Annotated in this window: 17 protein-coding genes; all 17 read right to left on the reverse strand. The window is 59.1% G+C overall.

Features of this window, described 5'->3' with window-relative positions; all coding sequences use genetic code 11:
• Positions 1-16 precede the first annotated feature (16 nt).
• Positions 17-1,147 (reverse strand): flagellar biosynthesis protein FlhB, encoded by a 1,131-nt coding sequence (gene flhB, locus I6L35_RS00465; RefSeq protein ID WP_005343971.1) that lies wholly within the window; start codon positions 1,145-1,147, stop codon positions 17-19.
• On the reverse strand, positions 1,140-1,937 hold the full coding sequence (fliR, locus tag I6L35_RS00470) for a flagellar biosynthetic protein FliR (RefSeq protein ID WP_005343970.1): 798 nt from the start codon (positions 1,935-1,937) through the stop codon (positions 1,140-1,142). Before fliR ends, flhB begins: the two co-directional genes overlap by 8 nt.
• On the reverse strand, positions 1,934-2,203 hold the full coding sequence (gene fliQ, locus I6L35_RS00475; protein WP_005343969.1) for a flagellar biosynthesis protein FliQ: 270 nt from the start codon (positions 2,201-2,203) through the stop codon (positions 1,934-1,936). Before fliQ ends, fliR begins: the two co-directional genes overlap by 4 nt.
• 25 nt (positions 2,204-2,228) lie before the next feature.
• Complete coding sequence (fliP, locus tag I6L35_RS00480; protein WP_216979260.1) at positions 2,229-3,002, reverse strand: flagellar type III secretion system pore protein FliP; 774 nt, start codon at positions 3,000-3,002, stop codon at positions 2,229-2,231.
• Entirely contained in the window at positions 2,989-3,369 is a 381-nt protein-coding gene (gene fliO, locus I6L35_RS00485) for a flagellar biosynthetic protein FliO (protein ID WP_216979261.1), read from the reverse strand. Before fliO ends, fliP begins: the two co-directional genes overlap by 14 nt.
• Entirely contained in the window at positions 3,366-3,758 is a 393-nt protein-coding gene (gene fliN, locus I6L35_RS00490; protein ID WP_005343964.1) for a flagellar motor switch protein FliN, read from the reverse strand. The genes fliO and fliN overlap by 4 nt, the downstream gene beginning before the upstream one ends.
• 49 nt (positions 3,759-3,807) lie before the next feature.
• A complete protein-coding gene (gene fliM / locus I6L35_RS00495) occupies positions 3,808-4,878 on the reverse strand; it encodes a flagellar motor switch protein FliM (RefSeq protein ID WP_005343961.1) in 1,071 nt (356 codons plus the stop codon).
• 7 nt (positions 4,879-4,885) lie between these two features.
• Complete coding sequence (gene fliL, locus I6L35_RS00500; RefSeq protein ID WP_216979262.1) at positions 4,886-5,401, reverse strand: flagellar basal body-associated protein FliL; 516 nt, start codon at positions 5,399-5,401, stop codon at positions 4,886-4,888.
• A 57-nt stretch (positions 5,402-5,458) separates the two neighbouring features.
• Entirely contained in the window at positions 5,459-7,396 is a 1,938-nt protein-coding gene (locus tag I6L35_RS00505; protein WP_216979263.1) for a flagellar hook-length control protein FliK, read from the reverse strand.
• Between the two features lie 66 nt (positions 7,397-7,462).
• Positions 7,463-7,903, reverse strand: a complete 441-nt coding sequence (gene fliJ / locus I6L35_RS00510) for a flagellar export protein FliJ (protein ID WP_216979264.1) — start codon at positions 7,901-7,903, stop codon at positions 7,463-7,465.
• Between the two features lie 27 nt (positions 7,904-7,930).
• Positions 7,931-9,262, reverse strand: coding sequence for a flagellar protein export ATPase FliI (gene fliI, locus I6L35_RS00515; RefSeq protein WP_005343955.1), 1,332 nt, complete (start codon positions 9,260-9,262; stop codon positions 7,931-7,933).
• A 52-nt stretch (positions 9,263-9,314) separates the two neighbouring features.
• Entirely contained in the window at positions 9,315-10,133 is an 819-nt protein-coding gene (fliH, locus tag I6L35_RS00520) for a flagellar assembly protein FliH (protein ID WP_005343954.1), read from the reverse strand.
• A 69-nt stretch (positions 10,134-10,202) separates the two neighbouring features.
• The gene (fliG, locus tag I6L35_RS00525) at positions 10,203-11,264 is read right to left on the reverse strand and encodes a flagellar motor switch protein FliG (protein ID WP_005343953.1); all 1,062 of its coding nucleotides are present in this window, start codon (positions 11,262-11,264) and stop codon (positions 10,203-10,205) included.
• Entirely contained in the window at positions 11,257-12,963 is a 1,707-nt protein-coding gene (gene fliF / locus I6L35_RS00530; protein WP_216979265.1) for a flagellar basal-body MS-ring/collar protein FliF, read from the reverse strand. The genes fliG and fliF overlap by 8 nt, the downstream gene beginning before the upstream one ends.
• A 45-nt stretch (positions 12,964-13,008) precedes the next feature.
• Positions 13,009-13,326: a flagellar hook-basal body complex protein FliE gene (fliE, locus tag I6L35_RS00535; RefSeq protein WP_042011636.1), complete on the reverse strand. Its 318-nt coding sequence runs from the start codon at positions 13,324-13,326 to the stop codon at positions 13,009-13,011.
• 237 nt (positions 13,327-13,563) lie between these two features.
• Positions 13,564-16,668 (reverse strand): efflux RND transporter permease subunit, encoded by a 3,105-nt coding sequence (locus tag I6L35_RS00540; protein ID WP_216979266.1) that lies wholly within the window; start codon positions 16,666-16,668, stop codon positions 13,564-13,566.
• Positions 16,668-17,717 (reverse strand): efflux RND transporter periplasmic adaptor subunit, encoded by a 1,050-nt coding sequence (locus I6L35_RS00545; RefSeq protein WP_005343947.1) that lies wholly within the window; start codon positions 17,715-17,717, stop codon positions 16,668-16,670. The genes I6L35_RS00540 and I6L35_RS00545 overlap by 1 nt, the downstream gene beginning before the upstream one ends.
• Positions 17,718-17,763: the final 46 nt, after the last annotated feature.

Genomic DNA, 17,763 nt, shown 5'->3' on the forward strand with positions numbered 1-17,763 from the left:
CAACGTCAGAACTTTGTCATTTGCGATATTCGGTCGGAATGGGGAGATCCTTGGCCAGCGGCTGAGGACGGCGCCCCTGGCCACGGCGGAATTTCTTGAGCTGGAAGACATAGGCCAGAACCTGAGCAACCGCCGCAAACAGCCCTTCCGGAATCTCGCGGCCCAACTCGGTAGAGTGGTAGATAGCCCGGGTCAAGGCCGGTGACGGCATGATGGGTATCTCGTATTCTCTGGCTATCTCCCTGATCTTCATTGCAATTTCATCAGTGCCCTTGGCCACGACCTTGGGTGCGGCACCGGGTTTGCCCGCATCATACTTGAGCGCCACCGAGTAGTGGGTCGGGTTGGTGATCACCACATCGGCCTTGGGTACATCCCCCATCATCCGGCGCATCGCCATCTGCATCTGCAACTGGCGGATCTTGCCCTTTACCTCGGGTTTACCCTCGCTATCCTTGAACTCGTCCTTCACCTCCTGCTTGGTCATCTTGAGCTGACGCATATGGTTCCATTGCTGGAACGGTACATCGATGGCCACAATGGGCAACAAGGCACAGCAAAGGATGATCAGCATCCACAAAAAAAGGTCAAGGGCATCTATGATACCGCCGGGAAAGCCCTCCATGGAGAGGTTAAGCAGATGATTAAACTGGCTTGAGAGCATCCACCAGGCAAACAGAGTAATGAACACCACCTTGGCGATGGACTTGACCAGCTCGATCAGTGACTGCACTCCAAACATTCGCTTGAACCCGCTGATGGGGCTCATCTTGCTGAATTTCGGCATCATTGCCTCAGTGGAGAAGTTCATTCCCCCCATCAGGATATTGCCGATAAAAGCCGCGATGGCGACCAGAGCGAAGAGCAGTCCGAGCGGAAACACCAGTTCCCCCAGCAGCGCCGGCACCATGGCTACCATGGCATTGGGATCGAAAGCCTGCTCTCTGTTTAGCGTGAAGCCCATAGTCACCACCTTGAGCATGGCGCTCGCCAGGTAACCCTTGATCAACAGCAGGCCAAAGACGGCTGACAACAGTACGCTGGCAGTTCCCAGCTCTTTTGAACGTGCAATCTGCCCTTTTTCACGGGCTTGTTGCAGTCGTTTGCCCGTGGGTTGTTCGGTACGTTCCTGGTCGGTATCAGCCATTGACACCTCCGAAACATTGGGTGTCGATCAGCTCGCAACTGACCTCCTGCACCCGCTCCCACAAGGTGTCGAAATGGCCGAGGAAGCCGCCGATAGTGAGCCAGAGGATAAGCAAACCCGACATCATGCTGACGGCAAAACCGATACTGAAAATATTGAGCTGGGGGGCAGCCCGGGTCATCACGCCAAAAGCGAAGTTGATAAGCAGCAAAGCCACGATGGCAGAGAGAGCCATCACCAGCGAGGCCTGATACATGACCCCCAGGAATGCGCTCAGTGTTTGCATCGAAGAGACAGACAAACCGCTATCGGAGATGGGGAGCGTCTCAAAACTGAGGATCACCAGGCGCAGCATCACCAGATGACCATCGAGCGCCAGAAATACCAGGGTCGCCAGCATCAGATAAAACTGCCCCACCACGGGGGCCGACTGGCCATTCATCGGATCCACCAGGGTGGCAAAACCCAGGCTGGTTTGCATGGCGATCACCTGCCCCGCCATCACGAAGCTCTCCATCAGAAACTGGGTCATCAACCCCAGCGCAATACCGATGAGCAGTTGCTGGCCCAAGACCAGAAAACTGCCGGCAGAGAAGAGCTCCACAGGAGGCATGGGAGGAAGCAGAGGAGCAACCAGAAACGTCACGGCTACCGCCAGCCCCAACCTGATCCGTGCTGCGACCAGCCGGCTGCCAAATACCGCCATAACCATGAAAAGGCTGCTTATTCTGGCCAGTGGCCAGAGAATGGCAGACAACCACTCCATGATCAGAGCGGTGGTATAGGTCACCCCACCACCTCGGGAATTTGATTAACCATCAGGATGAAGAAGTCCATCAGACTCTGCATTCCCCAGTGAGCACCGGCACCCAGCGCAAGCAGTGTCACGATGAGACGTGGCAGAAAGCTCAGGGTCTGTTCGTTGATTGAGGTAGCGGCCTGAAAGATGGCGACAACCAGACCTATAGCCAAACTGGGCAAGATAACGGCACTTACCATGATATTGACCAGCCAGAGCGCCTCACGAAAGACGTCGACAAAGGTTTCGGGACTCATGTTCTGGCTCCTTGCTCGCGACCGGTTAACCGGCACCCAGTCCGAAACTGTTAGCCAACGATCCCAGGATCAGGTTCCAGCCATCCACCATCACAAATAGCATCAGCTTGAAAGGCAGCGAGACGATCATCGGCGAGAGCATCATCATCCCCATCGCCATCAGGATGCTGGCGACCACCAGATCGATGACCAGAAACGGCAAGAACAGCATAAAGCCAATCTGGAAGGCTGTTTTCAGTTCGCTGGTAACAAAGGCCGGGATCAGCACACGCAGCGGCACATCGGCAGGCTTCTCTACCTGTACGTTGGCGATCTCCATGAAGGTATTGAGATCCTTTATCCGGGTCTGAGCCAGCATGAACTGGTGGATGGGCAATTCAGCCCGTTCCAGCGCCTCCTTGGCCTGAATGGTTTCGGACAGATAGGGCTGCAGCGCCTCATCATTGATACGATCCAGCACCGGCGACATGATGAAAAACGACATGAATAAGGCAATACCGATCAACACCTGGTTGGAGGGGCTCTGTTGCAGACCGATCGCCTGACGCAAGATACCCAACACTATGATGATGCGGGTAAACGAGGTCATCATTATGACCATGGCCGGCAAGAAGGAGAGCGCGGTCATCAACGCCAGCACTTGCAGGGTCAGGCTGTACTCCTGAGAGCCATCTCCCATGGTCTTGACTGTCACTGCCGACATACCATCCTGCGCCAACGCAGGCCAGGCGTAAAACAGCGGGATCAACAGGCAAGCCAGCCATCCGGTTTGCCACAACAAGCCGTTAGTTTTTTTCATGTTTGCCCATCAATTTACCCAGCTGCTGGGAAAATGCCTGCGGCTGCTGCTCGTCCAGCGGCTCCTCCAGCCGATAGAGAAAGTTGACCTGCTGTGGCGTCACCCCTAGCAGCAACTGCTGCTCACCCACCTTGACCACCAGCAACTTCTCCTTGTATCCCACTGGCAGCGTGGCGATCACTCTCATCTGTCCGCCCCCCATGGCGTTGGCAATCTTGCTCTTCTTGAGCAAAAAACCCAGCACCAAAATAAGCCCGATCACCATCAGGCTGGAGATCAGCCAAGAGCTCAGGCTGGGAGCATTTGCTGCCCCCCCCACCTCGGCAAATACCGGCAGTGGCAGCAACAACAGCAGCAGACGCATCATTTGAGTTTCTTAATCCGTTCAATCTGGCTGATGACATCAGTCAGGCGAATACCGAACTTGTCGTTTACCACCACCACCTCGCCGTGGGCGATCAGGGTACCGTTGACCAGCACGTCCAGCGGCTCGCCTGCCACCCGATCCAGCTCCACCACCGAGCCCTGGTTGAGCTGCAGCAGATTACGAATGCTGATCTGACTGCGACCGACCTCCATCGAGATGGTGACCGGAATATCCAGAATGGTGTCAAGCTTGCGCCGCTCCTCGGCACTGATAGGGGCATCGTCCTTGAGCTCTTCCAGCGGAGCCGGTTTGGCTTCCGCCGTCACCTGCTCCTCCAGTGCTGCCGCCCAGGCATCAGCCATCAGATCCTCTTCCTCTGTTCCGCTCATCTTGTTTCCTTATACCGCTTCGTGACAGTCCATAACCGCAAACCGTCGATTAACGCTGTTGTTCTTCGATACTGCGCTCAAGCTCTTCCAGCTCGGCCTCACCATCGATACGTACACCGCCCCGGGTCACCAGATGCATCTCGGTCTTGACCCCTTCCGGGCGCTTGAGCTTGTCGGTGATCTTGAGTGCCACATTCTCCTTCGTCCGCCCCATCTTGGCGTGGAAGGTGGGCAAATCTTCCACATAAACCAGCAGATGTTCAGGCATGTCGACCGGAATAATATCTCCCGGCTGCAGCTCCATCAGCTCACGCAGTGTAAGCTCGGTCTCCAGCAGTTTGGCCCTCAACTCGACTTTTACATCCATGATCTCGTCGCGCAGCGCCTTGCTCCAGCGCACGTCTGTATCACCCTTGTCACTCTGCACACCGGCATCAAGCAGTTCACGGATCGGCTCCAGCATGGAGTAAGGCATAGCCACGTGGAAATCACCGCCACCACCATCAAGTTCGATGTGAAAGGAGCTCACCACGATCACTTCAGTCGGGCTGACGATGTTGGCCATCGCCGGGTTCACTTCAGAGTCGAGATACTCAAACCCTACGTCCATCACCGGCGCCCAGGCATCCTTGTAATCCTCAAACACCAGTTTGAGCAACATCTGGATGATCCGGCGCTCGGTCGGCGTGAATTCACGTCCCTCAATCTTGGCGTGGTAGCGACCGTCACCACCAAAGAAGTTCTCCACCAGGATGAAAACCAGCCGCGCCTCCATGGTGATGAGTGCGGTTCCTTTCAATGGTCGGAAACGCACCATGTTGAGGCTGGTCGGCACGAACAGAGTGTGAACATACTCGCCAAACTTCAGCATCTGTACGCCGTTGATGGAGACCTCGGCGGTACGGCGCATCATGTTGAACAGGCTGATCCGCATGTGGCGGGCAAAACGTTCGTTCACCAGCTCCAGGGTTGGCATCCGGCCACGGACGATGCGGTCCTGGGAGGAGAAGTCAAACTGGGCAACACCGGGATCTCCGGCGCCGCCTATCTCTTCCTCTTCGACATCATCGACACCGTGCAAGAGGGCATCAATTTCGTCCTGACTTAACAGATCGCTCACGCTTCACCTACTGCATTACAAAGCCGGTAAACAGCACTTGTTCGATAACGGGGGAAGAGACCAGGTCCTTGAGCACCCGACGGCACTCTTCCAGTGAATCTTTGCGCAGCTTCTCCTTGCCTTCAAAGGTCATCAGCTGTTCGGCACTGGCCGCACTGAACACCCGCAGCAAGGTACCTTCAATCAGGGGAATATTCTGTTTGGCCAACGTCTCGTCGGCGGTGCCGCGCACCATCAACTGGATCTTGATCTGCACCAACCGATCCCGCTGGGCACCCGCGACGTTGAAGACAAAGGGGCGTGGCATCCCGACATAAAGGGATGGCTGGGGTGCTTCCACCTTGGGTTGGGCATCGGCTCCCTCCGCCGCTTCTGCAGGGGGCGCATCCGAGCCGGAGAGCATAAACCAGGCACCAGCTCCACCACCGCCCAGCAAAATAACCGCCAGGGCAATGATAATGATCAGCTTCTTTTTCTTGCCCGCAGCCGGGTCTTTTAGCGTCAATTCGTTATCGTCAGCCATCCCTTGTCCACCCTAGTCTCAAACTTGTTCGATATCATAAACTTACTCGGGATTGCATCAAGCATAGAAATCTATTCCAGAGCCGCTTGTCGATTCCACCAGCAAACTGAGGTTGGCTGTGGTGAGTTCTCCCTCAACCAGCCTGTTACCGGCATGTGACTGACCGCCACCCTGGCCCTGCTGCCCCTGCCCGCCAAAAGTGGGCTGACCCTGCTGTTGCTGTTGCTGTTGCTGCGACTGCTGTTGAACCTGCGTCTGGCCAAGCTGGATCCCCTGCCCTGCCAGCATTTCACGCAGACGAGGCATCGCCTGCTCCAGCATCTCGCGAGTCTGTCCATGCTGAACAACGAAATGGACGTTAGCCTGACTGTCCGCTCCAATCTGGATTTGGATCTTCATCTTGCCAAGACCGAGGGGGTCAAGCTGAATTTCCGCCTGTTGCAGTTTTTCGGCCAGCATCACGTTGACCTTCTGGTGCAATTCGGCAGGCGCTTCCTGACTGGCCAGTTTCAGATGGGGTAAATTCTGCGGTTCACGGCGCAACGTAGCCTCAGTGGCGGGCGCCCGGCTTTCGGCCACCTGTGGCTGGGGCTGACTGTTCTGGCCATGCTGCACAGTCTGGCTCTGGCTGCTCTCACTGTTCGATGTTGTAGCAACAAGACTCTTCTCCGCCTCACCGACCTTCGGTTTCAGCTCCTGCTGAATCGCTTTGCGCACCTCGTCGGTGCCGGTCACTTCCATCTGCTTGATGCCGGCTGAAATGCTCGACAGCGGTGCTTGTGGCCCCTGAGATTCGGCCTGGGCCAACACCTGCTGCGGCGCCACCATCACGGGAGCGGCAGTGCTATCGGTCTGAGTCGTCGCATTTACCGTCACACTCCCCTGAGCCGCGGCACTTTGCGTCATCATCACCGGTGCCGAACCTTGATTGGCTACTGTGGTAGTGGCTGTCTGCTGACTCACCTCGGCGGCACGCTTCTCAGCCCCCTTGCCAGCCATGCCAAGGCTCTCAGCGATTGTGGTTACGGTGCCCGCATCAGGTTGCTTGAGCCCCTCGCTGAATGTCTTGAGTACAGTCCCCTGTGTCACGACTTGCGCCGTTGGTCCCTTGCCGGTCACCACACCATTGGCTGAGGAGCCGGATTTGCTGTCGTCCCCCTCTTTCGCTACGAGTGACTCAACAGACTTGGTAGTACTGGCCGACTCATCGACCGGCAGCACCTTGGCCAGCTGAGTCATTCGCTCTGCCCCCGTAAGGGGCTTGGTTGGCTTGCCATCCGCCCCGAGCGGTTCTCCCTTGGCAGAGACTTTCTCCCCAGACTGCTGATCCGATGGGGGGGCAACAGCTTCCTCCTCAGAGGAGAAGGCCGCATGGGAGAGAACGACGGAGGATGATGCGTCGCCCTGCGCCACCACTCGCGCCGCAGAGGGCGATACTGTGGTGTCCGGGGTCAATGTGGCGGTCGTGGCCAACGGCGATTGCGCCCCGGTCTGACCAGCAAGCTGGCGGACAATCCTGGAAGCGGCAGGGGCCAGCGCGCTTTCATCAAGCCCAATGCTCTCCTGCTCACCCTCTTGCGGCAACGGATTGCCGTCTAGCGCAGTGGCGCTCTGTTGGGCTGCCACCACCAGCTGGGGTGTCACTAGCGAGGTATCAAGCTTGAGGGAGTCTTGCAGACGCAGCAGAAAGTCGGTAGCGGGAACCTCCTCCACCTTGTTGTCGGCGTCAGGATCCTGCTCCTTGCTGGGCTCCTCGTGGGGAGAGGCACTCTCGGTCGCCAAAGATTTGGCAGACTGAAGAGTCTTAACGCTCTGATTGCTATCAGCCACACCCTGTTCACTGCCCTGGACCTTTGCAATCAGCGAGGCGAAATCCCCCTTGCTCTCGCTCCCCACCATATCAATGCCATTGCTCTCGGAAGCGCCGTTCAGAGGCGCTTTATCCAATCCGTTAGTCGGAACCGAAGGCGTTTGTGTCAGCACTGTCTGCATCATGATGGCATCCCTGAATTCTGGCGGCCCCAACGAGATAGCCGCCGACAATGTCCAGATCAAAGCAAGTTACAGGCCAGCTTGATGAAAACGCCGCAACATGGCGTACTCATCCAGCATTTTCTGCTCCTGACGCTGGGCTTTCTGCTGCTCGCGGCTTGCCTGCTTCTCCAGCAACAGCTCTACCGCCTTGCGCCGCTGCTGAGCAGCCAGCCACTCTTCACGACGTTGCTCCAGAGCCTGACGTACCTGCTGCACCCCTTCGTATTGCTGGGTAGCAGCCTGCTCGAGCTTGTTGATAAAGGCGTGATACTGGCTGTTTTGCTGGGGCGAGATCCCCTGCAATCCTCGATCGGTCCACTGCTGGTGATAGATTTGGCGGTACTGGTTGAGAGCATTTTGCTGATCCATAAACAGCTTGAGGTCCTGCTGCGCTTTTACCAGAGCCAGAGCACACTGCTGCTCGGCCTCAGCCAGCCGCTCAGCCAACAATAGCAACCCTTTACTCATAGCCTCACCCTCTCTTCCCAACCGTCATCAACGCATCAAGGGCATCGCCACCATCTGCAAGGCTTGCAGGCCATCATCGTAATGAATGACCTCACGCATCCCCTGTTGCAAGAACTGATCCAGATAGGGTTTTTGAATGATGGCTCGGTCGATACGCGGATCAGAACCCTGGCTGTAGGCACCGATAGTGATGAGATCCCGGTTCTGCTGATAGAGGGAGTAAAACTGCTTGAGGGTCCGCGCCAACTCCATATGTTCCGGCGAAGTGACCATGGGCATGACCCTGCTGATGGACTTTTCGATATCAATAGCCGGATAGTGGCCTGCGTCGGCCAGTTCGCGCGACAACACAATGTGGCCATCGAGAATCGCCCGCGCCGCATCAGCAATGGGGTCCTGCAGATCATCCCCCTCGGTCAGTACGGTGAAGAAGGCGGTGATGGAGCCCTGGCCGTCACTGCCGTTTCCCGCTCGCTCCACCAGCGCAGGTAATTTGGCAAAGACCGAGGGTGGATATCCCTTGGTGGCCGGCGGCTCCCCCACCGCCAGGGCGATTTCACGCTGGGCTTGGGCATAACGGGTCAGTGAGTCCATCAGCAGCAACACATTGAGCCCCTGATCGCGAAAATATTCAGCGATGGCCAGCGCCGTTTCACATCCCTTTAGCCGCATCAGCGGCGAGGCATCGGCAGGGGCCGCCACCACCACGGAGCGGGCACGCCCCTCCTCCCCCAGAATATCTTCGATAAACTCTTTCACCTCCCGGCCCCGTTCACCGATGAGGCCGACCACTACCACATCCGCCACCGAGCCGCGGGTCATCATGCCAAGCAGCACCGATTTACCGACACCAGAACCGGCAAACAGCCCCATTCGCTGGCCCTGACCCACCGTCAGCACGGCATTGATGGCACGCACCCCTACATCCATCGGCTGATGGATCGGGCGGCGAGAGAGCGGGTTGATGCGATGCTGAGCAAACTGCACAGTCCGGGAGGAGAGAATGGGGCCGAGGCCATCGAGCGGCTGGCCGATACCGTCGATGACCCGGCCAAGCAGGTTCATGCCAACCGGTATGCCATGCTCTTCGGTGACGGGCACCACCCGGGCACCGGGGATCACCCCCTTGAGCTGTTCGCTCGGCATCAGATAGAGGCGATCGCCCGAGAACCCCACTACTTCAGCCTCCAGAGTTCCCTCGAGAGTGTCGATGCGACACAAGGCTCCGATGGCGGCACGGCAACCGATGGCTTCGAGGGTGAGCCCCACCACCCTGGTCAATTTGCCGGCAACCGGCGGTTTGGGGGCGCTGTCGCGTACCTTGTACCCTTGCAACCGGTTCAGTAGCGAGCCGCTCATCTGGCCTCCTGGGAACTAAAAAGTGCAACCGGACGACATCGTCAGGCATCGGTTATGGGCGTGGATCCTGCGAAGCCGGGTTCTGCGACGCGTTGTCCCGCAAGAAGTTGCGCAGCAACTGATCGATGCGCCCGGAGAGGGTCAAATCGATGCTGGAGAGTTCAGTAGCCAGTTGCAGATCGCCAGGGGAGAGGGTGGGATCACTCTGCAATCGCCAGTGGCGTCTGGCGCACTCGTCGGCGCCAAATGCCTGCTCGACTCGCGTGATGTCATCGGGATGCAGCATCAGAGTCACCCCCTGCTCGGCGGCGGGCAGCAATGCCAGCCCCTCCTTGAGTGCCTCCAGCAGGATGCGGGGAGAGGTCTCGGCTTCATGGCGAATGAGCGCGCGGGAAAGTTGCATCACCAGCGCGACCAGTTGCTGCTCTACCGCCTGATCCAGCTCAATCAGGGGATTGGCGAGGCGGGCGGCGAGCCCCTGCCAGTGAGCGATCTCCTGCTCAACCAGATCGCGCCCCATGGCCAGTCCCTCTTCCCGCCCCTGCTCGAGACCGGCCGAGTGCCCCTGTTGCAGTCCTTCCAGCTTGCCCTCTTCGAGCCCTTTGGCATAGCCAGCCTCGCGCCCCTCAGCCATCCCTTCTTCCCAAGCCGCCTGACGGATCGCTTCGAGCTCTTCGGCGGTGATGCTGGGAGTCGGCTCCTGTTCAGGCTCCGGTTCCACCACCTCCTCTTCCTGTTGATACCAGTCAGGGGCAAGACCGAGAGCATTGGTCTCGGTCTCGACCGCCACATCCATTTCGGGCCAGCCCCAGGTCTCTACCCGGGTCTCTTCCCCTTCAGGCCGTACATAGCCACGCAGCTTGTTGTTCATCTATTCGCGCCGCTCCTTGCCATGACCGCATACTGGGCTGGCAGACAGGTTCCATGAGTTGGTCATGGTCTAGAGGAACTCCTCGCCACCGCCGGAGCCCAGCATGATTTCGCCTGCATCGGCCAGACGGCGGGCGATGGAGAGGATCTCCTTCTGGGCAGCCTCCACCTCGGAGACCCGGATTGGCCCCATGGCCTCCAGATCGTCTGCCAGCATTTCGGCCGCTCGTTTCGACATGTTCTTGAAAATCTTCTCGCGCATCTGATCGTCGGAGCCCTTGAGGGCGCGCTGCAGCAGATCCCCCGGCACTTCCCGCAGCAAAGTCTGGATACCGCGGTCGTCCACATCGATGAGATTTTCGAACACGAACATCAAATCCTGGATTTGCTGGCTCATCTCTTCGTCCGACTCGCGGATCGAGTCCATCAGCTGGCCTTCGATGTTGGTATCCAGGTAGTTCATGATGTTGGCAGCCGCTTTCAGGCCACCCATCTTGGCCGCCTGGGCACCCGCCGCACCGGCGAACTGTTTCTCCATGATGTCGTTCAACTCTTGCAATGCTGCCGGTTGCACCTCTTCGAGGTTGGCGATCCGCATCACCAGATCCAGACGCACCTGCTCCGGGAACTGGCTCAGGATCTCGGCAGACTGCTCCGGCTCCAGATAGGAGAGCACTATGGTCTGGATCTGCGGGTGTTCGTTCTGGATGATGCTGGCCACTTGACGGGCATCCATCCACTTGAGCGAATCGAGGCCGCGGGCACCGGAACCAAGAATGATCTGGTCCACCAGGTTGCTCGCCTTGTCCTCGCCAAGCGCGGCTACCAGTGCCTTGCGCACGAAATCTTCGCTGCCGATACCTATGTTGGTGTACTTCTGGATATCGTCGATGAATTGACGGTGCACCGCCGCTACCCGATCGTGGCTGAAATCAGACATGGATGCCATCGACATACCGAGCCGCTGTACCTGCTTGGGTTCGAGATGGCGGAAGATCTGGGCGGCATCCTCTTCGTTAAGGCTCAACATCAATACCGCCGCCATCTCCATACCGGACATCTGATCCAGCAACTGACGCTGGCTATCGGTGATATCGTTGCCGGTTACCTGGTTTTTACTTTCTTCAGGCATCTTTGGTTACCCACTCTTTAATGACCTGAGCGGCCAGATCCGGTTCGTTCGCCACCAGGGCACGCACCGCCTTGAGCAAATCTTCGTCACGATGCAGATCCGGCAGTTTCAGCTGACCATCGCGCACCCCGAATACCTGCTCTCCCTCAACCTGGGCTGCCAGCAAGCTGAGCTCGTCGTCACCCCCCAATACGGTGTGGTTGTCAAAGTCCACTTCCCCTTCCGGCTTGGCATCCGGATAGAGCAGCCGCTTGAGCATGGGGCGAACCACGGTGACGATCAAGACAATAATCACCAGTACAGATGCCGCAATCCGTACCGCACGCCAGAACCAGGGCTGATCGTAGAGCGGCACCTCGGCGACGGTATCAAGCTCGGGGCGATTGAACGGAATGGCGACCACCTCGAGGGTATCACCACGGGTCACATCAAAGCCAAGGCCACCGCTCAGCAAACGGCGCAGGGTATCGAGTTCCGCCTGACTGCGCGCTTCGCGGGTCACAGCCCCGTCGGCACCGGGCACCGCCTTGTAATCCACCGCGACCGAGACGGTCATGCGGCGAATGCCCCCCATCTGGCGCCGGGTATGGCTGACGGTGGTATCCAGTTCGAAGTTGCGGGTCGCCTCTTTGCGAGAACGCCCCGAGGCAGCAACGCTGGCCCCATCACCGCCAGTGGCCTGTTCAGGGATATTGGACGCGGCAGGGGGCTGGTTGCTGAGAGCCCCCGGCACACCGCCATTGCTGCCGCCGGAGCTGTTCTCTTCCAACGTCATCTCGGAGCGCACTGCAGGCAGATCCGGGTTGTAGGTTTTGCGGGTCTGCTCCTGCTGGGAGAAGTCGAGGGAGAGATCCACTTCCGCCGTATAATTGTCGGCGCCAAGCACCGGGATCAGAATGGCGTCAATTTTTTGCTTGTACTCCAGCTCCTGCTTCTGCTGCATCGCAAATTCCTTGCGCGTCTGGGCAGAGACGGGATCCTGGGAGCCGGAATTAAGCAGGCGGCCATTCTGGTCGGTGACGGTGACACGAGTCGGCTCCAGGCCATGTACCGCAGAGGCCACCATATCGACGATGGAGTCCACCTCCCCCTGCCCCAGTGCCGCCCCTTTCAGGTTGAGTACCACGGTAGCACTGGGCTTGCGCTCGTTGCGGGCAAAGACGTTATCTTTGGGGATGGCCAGCAGCACCTGGGCCTTGGCCACATTCTGGAACTGTTCAATGGCGCTCGCCAACTGGCGCTCGCGACTCAACTTGAGGCGCTCGGCCTCCATCCTCTGGCTGACACCGAAACTGGAGTCCTTGAGCAGAATATCCTCTCCACCATTGGCTACATCGGCCGCATTGGTGAGGCCGGCCCGGGTCAGTGCCAACCGGATACTGGCAAAGTTCTCGGCACTGACCAGCACGCTCTTGCCATCGACCTCATAGGGGATCTTCTGCTGATCGAGAAAGTCGAGGGTCTTGACCAGCTCCTGAGTGGTATAGGTGCCAAGAGGGCGCATATCCGGCTCCTTGCCCCACAGCAGGATGAAGACGGCGATGGCCAGGCAGATGGCAAGCCCCAGGATCAGAGTGATCTGGCGCAGTACATCGGTATTGGACAAGAATCCCAGTGCCGAGCTCTTCTGCTCGTTGGCATCGAGGGCGGCGGTGCCCTCATCGTTTATCAGCAGATCGCCATTTTGGTCAGTAGCCACGATTTATGTCCTTATTGCTGACATGTCATGATGCACGGTCATCGCTCAGACCGGCATATTCATGATGGTTTTGTAGGCATCAACCATCTTGTTGCGCACTTGCACCGTCGCCTCAAAGGCGATGGAGGATTTTTGGCCCGCGATCATCACCTCGGCCAGATCCACCGACTTGTCGCCCATATCGAAACGGGTGCGCAGATCATTGGCTGCGCCCTGCAACTCGTTGACGTTACCGAGCGCCTGCTGCAACAGCAGGCCAAAATCGGAGGTCACCTGACGGCCAGGCTGTGACAGCGGGGTTGCACCGGCCTCTACCTTGAGAGCCTGCATCTCTTGCATCAGGCTGCTTGCACTTATTTCCATTTTCGTCCCCAGACAATTCATTGACGCTGACAGACCGAAAGCAATAAAAGTGCCAATCAGGTAAAAATGGCCTCAAGCCGCAGAAATAGAGGAGAAAAAGGTGGTGAGTAGGATAGTGCCGATTCAATCATGTCACTATCCCCTCGAAGGCTACAACAGCAGAGCCGGCTATCAAGCTCTGCGCGTTTGCGTGATGTATTCCGGTGCCCCGGTCAAAGCAGGCACCGGACACAGCCGTTATGGCACAGAAGTGTCCCCCCTGGCGGCCAGCGCCTCATCCACTTGCTGATCCCGCTGCCCGGTCATGCCGGCGTGACGGGCGATCAGGTGGTAGATAGCGGGCACCACCAGCAAGGTAACTAGGGTCGCCAGCGACAGACCGAAGAAAACCACGGTACCCACCGCCATCCGGCTCTCGTAGCCCGCCCCCATGGAGAGCATCAACGGCACCGCACCGATAATGGCGGTGAGCGAAGTCATCAGGATGGGCCGCAGGCGGCGCACCGAGCCTGCAATAATCGCCTCCTCGAACCCTTCCCCGCGCTGGCGCAGCTGGTTGATGAACTCGACGATGAGGATGCCGTTCTTGGTCACCATGCCGATCAGCATGATCATGCCGATCTGGCTGTAGATACTCATCTCCTGCTCCGTCAGCCAGAGGCCAAGCAAGCCGCCGAAGATGCCGAGCGGCACCGTCATCATCACCACGGTCGGGGTGAGGGTGCTCTCGAACTGGGCCACCAGCACCAGATAGACCACCAGCAGGGCGAGGCCGAAGACCATAGCCATCTCCCCCTGATTGTCGCGGTAATCCTTGGAGTCACCGGCATAATCGACCGTCATGCCGCTCGGCAGATGCTCGTTGGCCCAGCCGTCGAGGAAGTCGAGCGCCTCGCCAAGGGTATGATCCGGTGCCACGTCGGCGGTCAGGGTCACCGCCTTCTGGCGCTGGTAGTGGTTGAGGCGGTTGGCGGTCGCCACCTGCTTGACCGTCGCCAGCGTCGAGAGGCTCACCATCTCGCCATTGGCTGCCTTCAGGTAGATGCGACCGAGATCCGAGATGCCGTTGAACTCCTTCTGGTTAGCGCGCAGGTAGACGTCATACTCCTCGCCCCTGTCCACATAGGTGGTCTTGCTCACCCCGCCCAACATCGCCTGCAAGGTGCTGGCGACGGTGGAAACCGGAATGCCGAGCTGGCTGGCGCTGTCGCGCGAGACGGTCACCTGCAGCTCAGGAGTCTTCTCGGCGTAGTCGAGATCCGGGCTTATCATCAGGCCGCTCGCCTGCGCCGCTTTTTGCAGCTCCAGCCCCAGCTGGTAGAGCTCGGCATAGTCGTTGCCCTGCAGCACGAACTGCACCGCAGCGGTAGAGCCGCCACGAAAGCCTGGCTGGAAGGTGCGGATCATCACATCGGGAATAACCGACAGCTTGGCGCCGAGCGAGCGGGAAAACTCGGTGGCGGTCACATCACGCTCGGCCCAGTCGGTGAGCTGGATGATCACCATGCCGGTCTGATCGCCGCCGCGGCCAAAGGCGGGTGTACTGAAGCTCATCGCCTTGACTACCCCCTGGCCCAGCATCGGCATGATGGTCGATTCCACCTGCTGCATGTTGCGTTTCATCCGCTCGATGCTGGTCCCCTCAGCCCCCTTGACGAAGACGAAGACCACGCCGCGATCCTCGGTCGGGGTGAGGCTGCTCGGCAGCTGGGTGAACAGAGCACCGATACCGCCAAGACAGAGCAGCAGCGCCAGCGGTATCCAACGCGAGCGACGCAGCACCCACGACAGCAGGTGGCGATAGTGCCCTTCCACCCGGCCCAGAGTGCGATCGAGGGCCGCCGTCAGCCGATTCGGCTTGTCAAGCGGGCGCATCAGCCAGGAGCCCATGGCCGGAGTGAGAGTGAGTGCCACCAACGAGGAGCAGAGCACCGCCAGCGAAAGCAACATCGCAAACTCGGTAAAGAGCCTGCCCACCATGCCATCCATAAAAGCGATGGGGATAAAGACCATTACCAGCACCGCCGTGGTGGCGATGACCGCAAACCCCACCTCGCGGGTGCCGTGCCAAGCCGCCAGCAGGGGTGATTCACCCCGCTGCAGATGGTGGTGAATGTTCTCCACCACCACGATGGCATCATCCACCACCAGACCGATGGCGAGGATCAGCGCCAGCAAGGTGATGAGGTTGATGGAAAAACCGAGATACCAGGCGCCGATAAAGGCGGAGATAAGTGACACTGGTACCGTGATGGCAGGAATGAGGGTGGTGCGCCCCTGCCCGAGGAACAGATAGAGCACCGCCACCACCAGCACGGCGCAGATGGCCAATGTTTCATATACCTCGTCGATGGCCTGCTTGATAAAGATGGTGGAGTCGTAGTCAACCTCCAGCTTGGCCCCCTCCGGCAGGAAGCGCTGCATCTCCACCAACTTCTTCTCCACCCCCTGTGCCACCGCCAGCGGGTTGGCGGTGGACTGGGCGACGATGCCGATACCCAGACTCTCGCGGCCATTGCGCTGGTAGGCACTGTCTTCGTTCTTGGCTCCCACCTCCACATCGGCAATGTCGGCCAGATAGACACTCTGACCGTTGGCGGCGGTACGCACCTGCAACTGCTGGAAATCTTCAGCCGTGTGGTAGAGCCGGGCAATCTGCACCGACATGGTCATGGAGTTGTTGCGGATCTCGCCGCCCGGCAGCTCGATATTCTCACGCTTGAGGGCATCCTGCACATCCGCCACCGTGACGCCGCGCGCAGCCATGTCGGCCGGGCGCAGCCGCACATACATCACCTGGGTGAGATCGCCGGATAGCGCTACTTCGCTCACCCCATCCACCAGACTCAAGGGGTCGACCAGCACCCGGTTGGCGTAGTCGGTCATGGCGGTGCGGTCCATCTGGCTGCTGCTGAAGTTGAGCCAGACCGCCACATCACCGCTGCCGCTATCCTTGGTCACCAGCGGGTCGTCGGCATCCTCCGGCAGCTTGCTCTTGGCACGGGTCAGGGCGTCACGCACATCGGAGACCCCCTCCACCATGTTCCAGCCAAGCTTGAACTCCACCGTGATCATCGAGCGCCCCTTGCGGGTCACCGAGTTGATGTTCTTGATACCGCTGATGCCGGAGAGCTGATCCTCGATGGGCTTGGTGACCTGGCTCTCCATCACTGCCGGGGCGGCCCCCTCATAGGTGGTGGTGATGGAGACCGACGGGATCTGCACATCGGGCATCTCCCGCACCGTCAATTTGCTGAAGGCGACCAGACCGAACACGCTGAGCAGGGCGCTGAGCACCACCGCTACCAGCGGGCGGCGTACTGAGATATCGGAGAGCCACATCAGCCATTTACCTCCGCCAGATCGTGGACCTTGGCGCCATCACGCAGATTGACCAGCCCCTCGACCACGATGCGATCGCCTACTTTCAGCCCTTCGGTGACCCAGACGGTCTCCCCCTCGGTCTCGCCAAGCACCACCGGCACCCGCTTGACCCGGCCATCGGCCTCGAGGCGATAGACGAAGCGCTGCTCGCCGGCGTACTCCACCGACTGGGCGGGAATAATGGTGAGCTGGCGGGAGGGGAGCGAGAGCTCCACATTGAGCAGCATGCCCGGGCGCAGTTGACCGTTGTGGTTGGGCAGTTCAACCCGCGCCTTGATGTTCTGGGTCTCGTTGGAGATGCGGCTATCGAGAGTGGTGAGGGTGCCGTTAAAGCGTTGCTCCGGCCAGGCTGTGCTGGTCGCCGTCACCGCCATGCCGGGGCGCAGCAGGGCGAGGTAACGCTCCGGCACCGCCAGATCGAGGCGCAGGGTATCGATATCATCGAGGTGCAGCAGGGTATCGCCGCTATTGACCAGCGCCCCTTCGCTCAAATCAATCAGGCTTACCGTGCCGGCAAAGGGGGCGATGAGAGTACGAAGGGATAGTTCGTAACGGGCGGCATCGACCCGCGCCTGCACCTGATCGACGATGGCCTCCTGCCCCTCCAGCACCGACTGGGTGACGGCACCACGAGCGACCAGCTTGCGCATCTCGGCCAGCTTGCGATTCTCGTCGCGCAGACTGGCACTCTGTTCGGCCAATTCAGCCTGTTGCTTGCCCGCATCCAGAGCGACCAGCGTATCGCCCTTGTTGACCTGTTGACCCGACTGTACCGCAATCTTGATCAGGCGTCCGGTTACCTCGGGTGTGATCACCACCGAGTTGTTGGCCGCCAGCTTGCCTACCAGCTTGAGAGTTGGCTCGGCCAGACTCTGCTTGACGGTCTGGGTACGAATATTGATCTCGCGGGAAGGGGCTTTGGTTGCCGGTTGCAAGTGGCCAACCGCCCACCAGATGGCCGCTATCAGAGAGAGCAGGCCGAGGCCAATCCAGATACGCATTTTCATCAAACAATCCATGAAGTGTTAAGAGGGGTAAATCTGATTGGGGGCC

The organism is Aeromonas sp. FDAARGOS 1405 (assembly GCF_019048265.1).
In the GTDB taxonomy this organism is placed as follows: Bacteria; Pseudomonadota; Gammaproteobacteria; order Enterobacterales; family Aeromonadaceae; genus Aeromonas; species Aeromonas veronii_A.

What these genes read in the sequence shown, in the direction of transcription:
- fliH (WP_005343954.1), bottom strand. Translation starts at nt 10,133, where the DNA reads ATGAACAACAAGCTGCGTGGCTATGTACGGCCTGAAGGGGAAGAGACC.
- fliG (WP_005343953.1), bottom strand. Translation starts at nt 11,264, where the DNA reads ATGCCTGAAGAAAGTAAAAACCAGGTAACCGGCAACGATATCACCGAT.
- fliP (WP_216979260.1), bottom strand. Translation starts at nt 3,002, where the DNA reads ATGAAAAAAACTAACGGCTTGTTGTGGCAAACCGGATGGCTGGCTTGC.
- fliQ (WP_005343969.1), bottom strand. Translation starts at nt 2,203, where the DNA reads ATGAGTCCCGAAACCTTTGTCGACGTCTTTCGTGAGGCGCTCTGGCTG.
- fliE (WP_042011636.1), bottom strand. Translation starts at nt 13,326, where the DNA reads ATGGAAATAAGTGCAAGCAGCCTGATGCAAGAGATGCAGGCTCTCAAG.
- fliL (WP_216979262.1), bottom strand. Translation starts at nt 5,401, where the DNA reads ATGGCTGACGATAACGAATTGACGCTAAAAGACCCGGCTGCGGGCAAG.
- I6L35_RS00540 (WP_216979266.1), bottom strand. Translation starts at nt 16,668, where the DNA reads ATGTGGCTCTCCGATATCTCAGTACGCCGCCCGCTGGTAGCGGTGGTG.
- I6L35_RS00505 (WP_216979263.1), bottom strand. Translation starts at nt 7,396, where the DNA reads ATGATGCAGACAGTGCTGACACAAACGCCTTCGGTTCCGACTAACGGA.
- fliJ (WP_216979264.1), bottom strand. Translation starts at nt 7,903, where the DNA reads ATGAGTAAAGGGTTGCTATTGTTGGCTGAGCGGCTGGCTGAGGCCGAG.
- fliI (WP_005343955.1), bottom strand. Translation starts at nt 9,262, where the DNA reads ATGAGCGGCTCGCTACTGAACCGGTTGCAAGGGTACAAGGTACGCGAC.
- flhB (WP_005343971.1), bottom strand. Translation starts at nt 1,147, where the DNA reads ATGGCTGATACCGACCAGGAACGTACCGAACAACCCACGGGCAAACGA.
- fliO (WP_216979261.1), bottom strand. Translation starts at nt 3,369, where the DNA reads ATGATGCGTCTGCTGCTGTTGTTGCTGCCACTGCCGGTATTTGCCGAG.
- fliN (WP_005343964.1), bottom strand. Translation starts at nt 3,758, where the DNA reads ATGAGCGGAACAGAGGAAGAGGATCTGATGGCTGATGCCTGGGCGGCA.
- I6L35_RS00545 (WP_005343947.1), bottom strand. Translation starts at nt 17,717, where the DNA reads ATGAAAATGCGTATCTGGATTGGCCTCGGCCTGCTCTCTCTGATAGCG.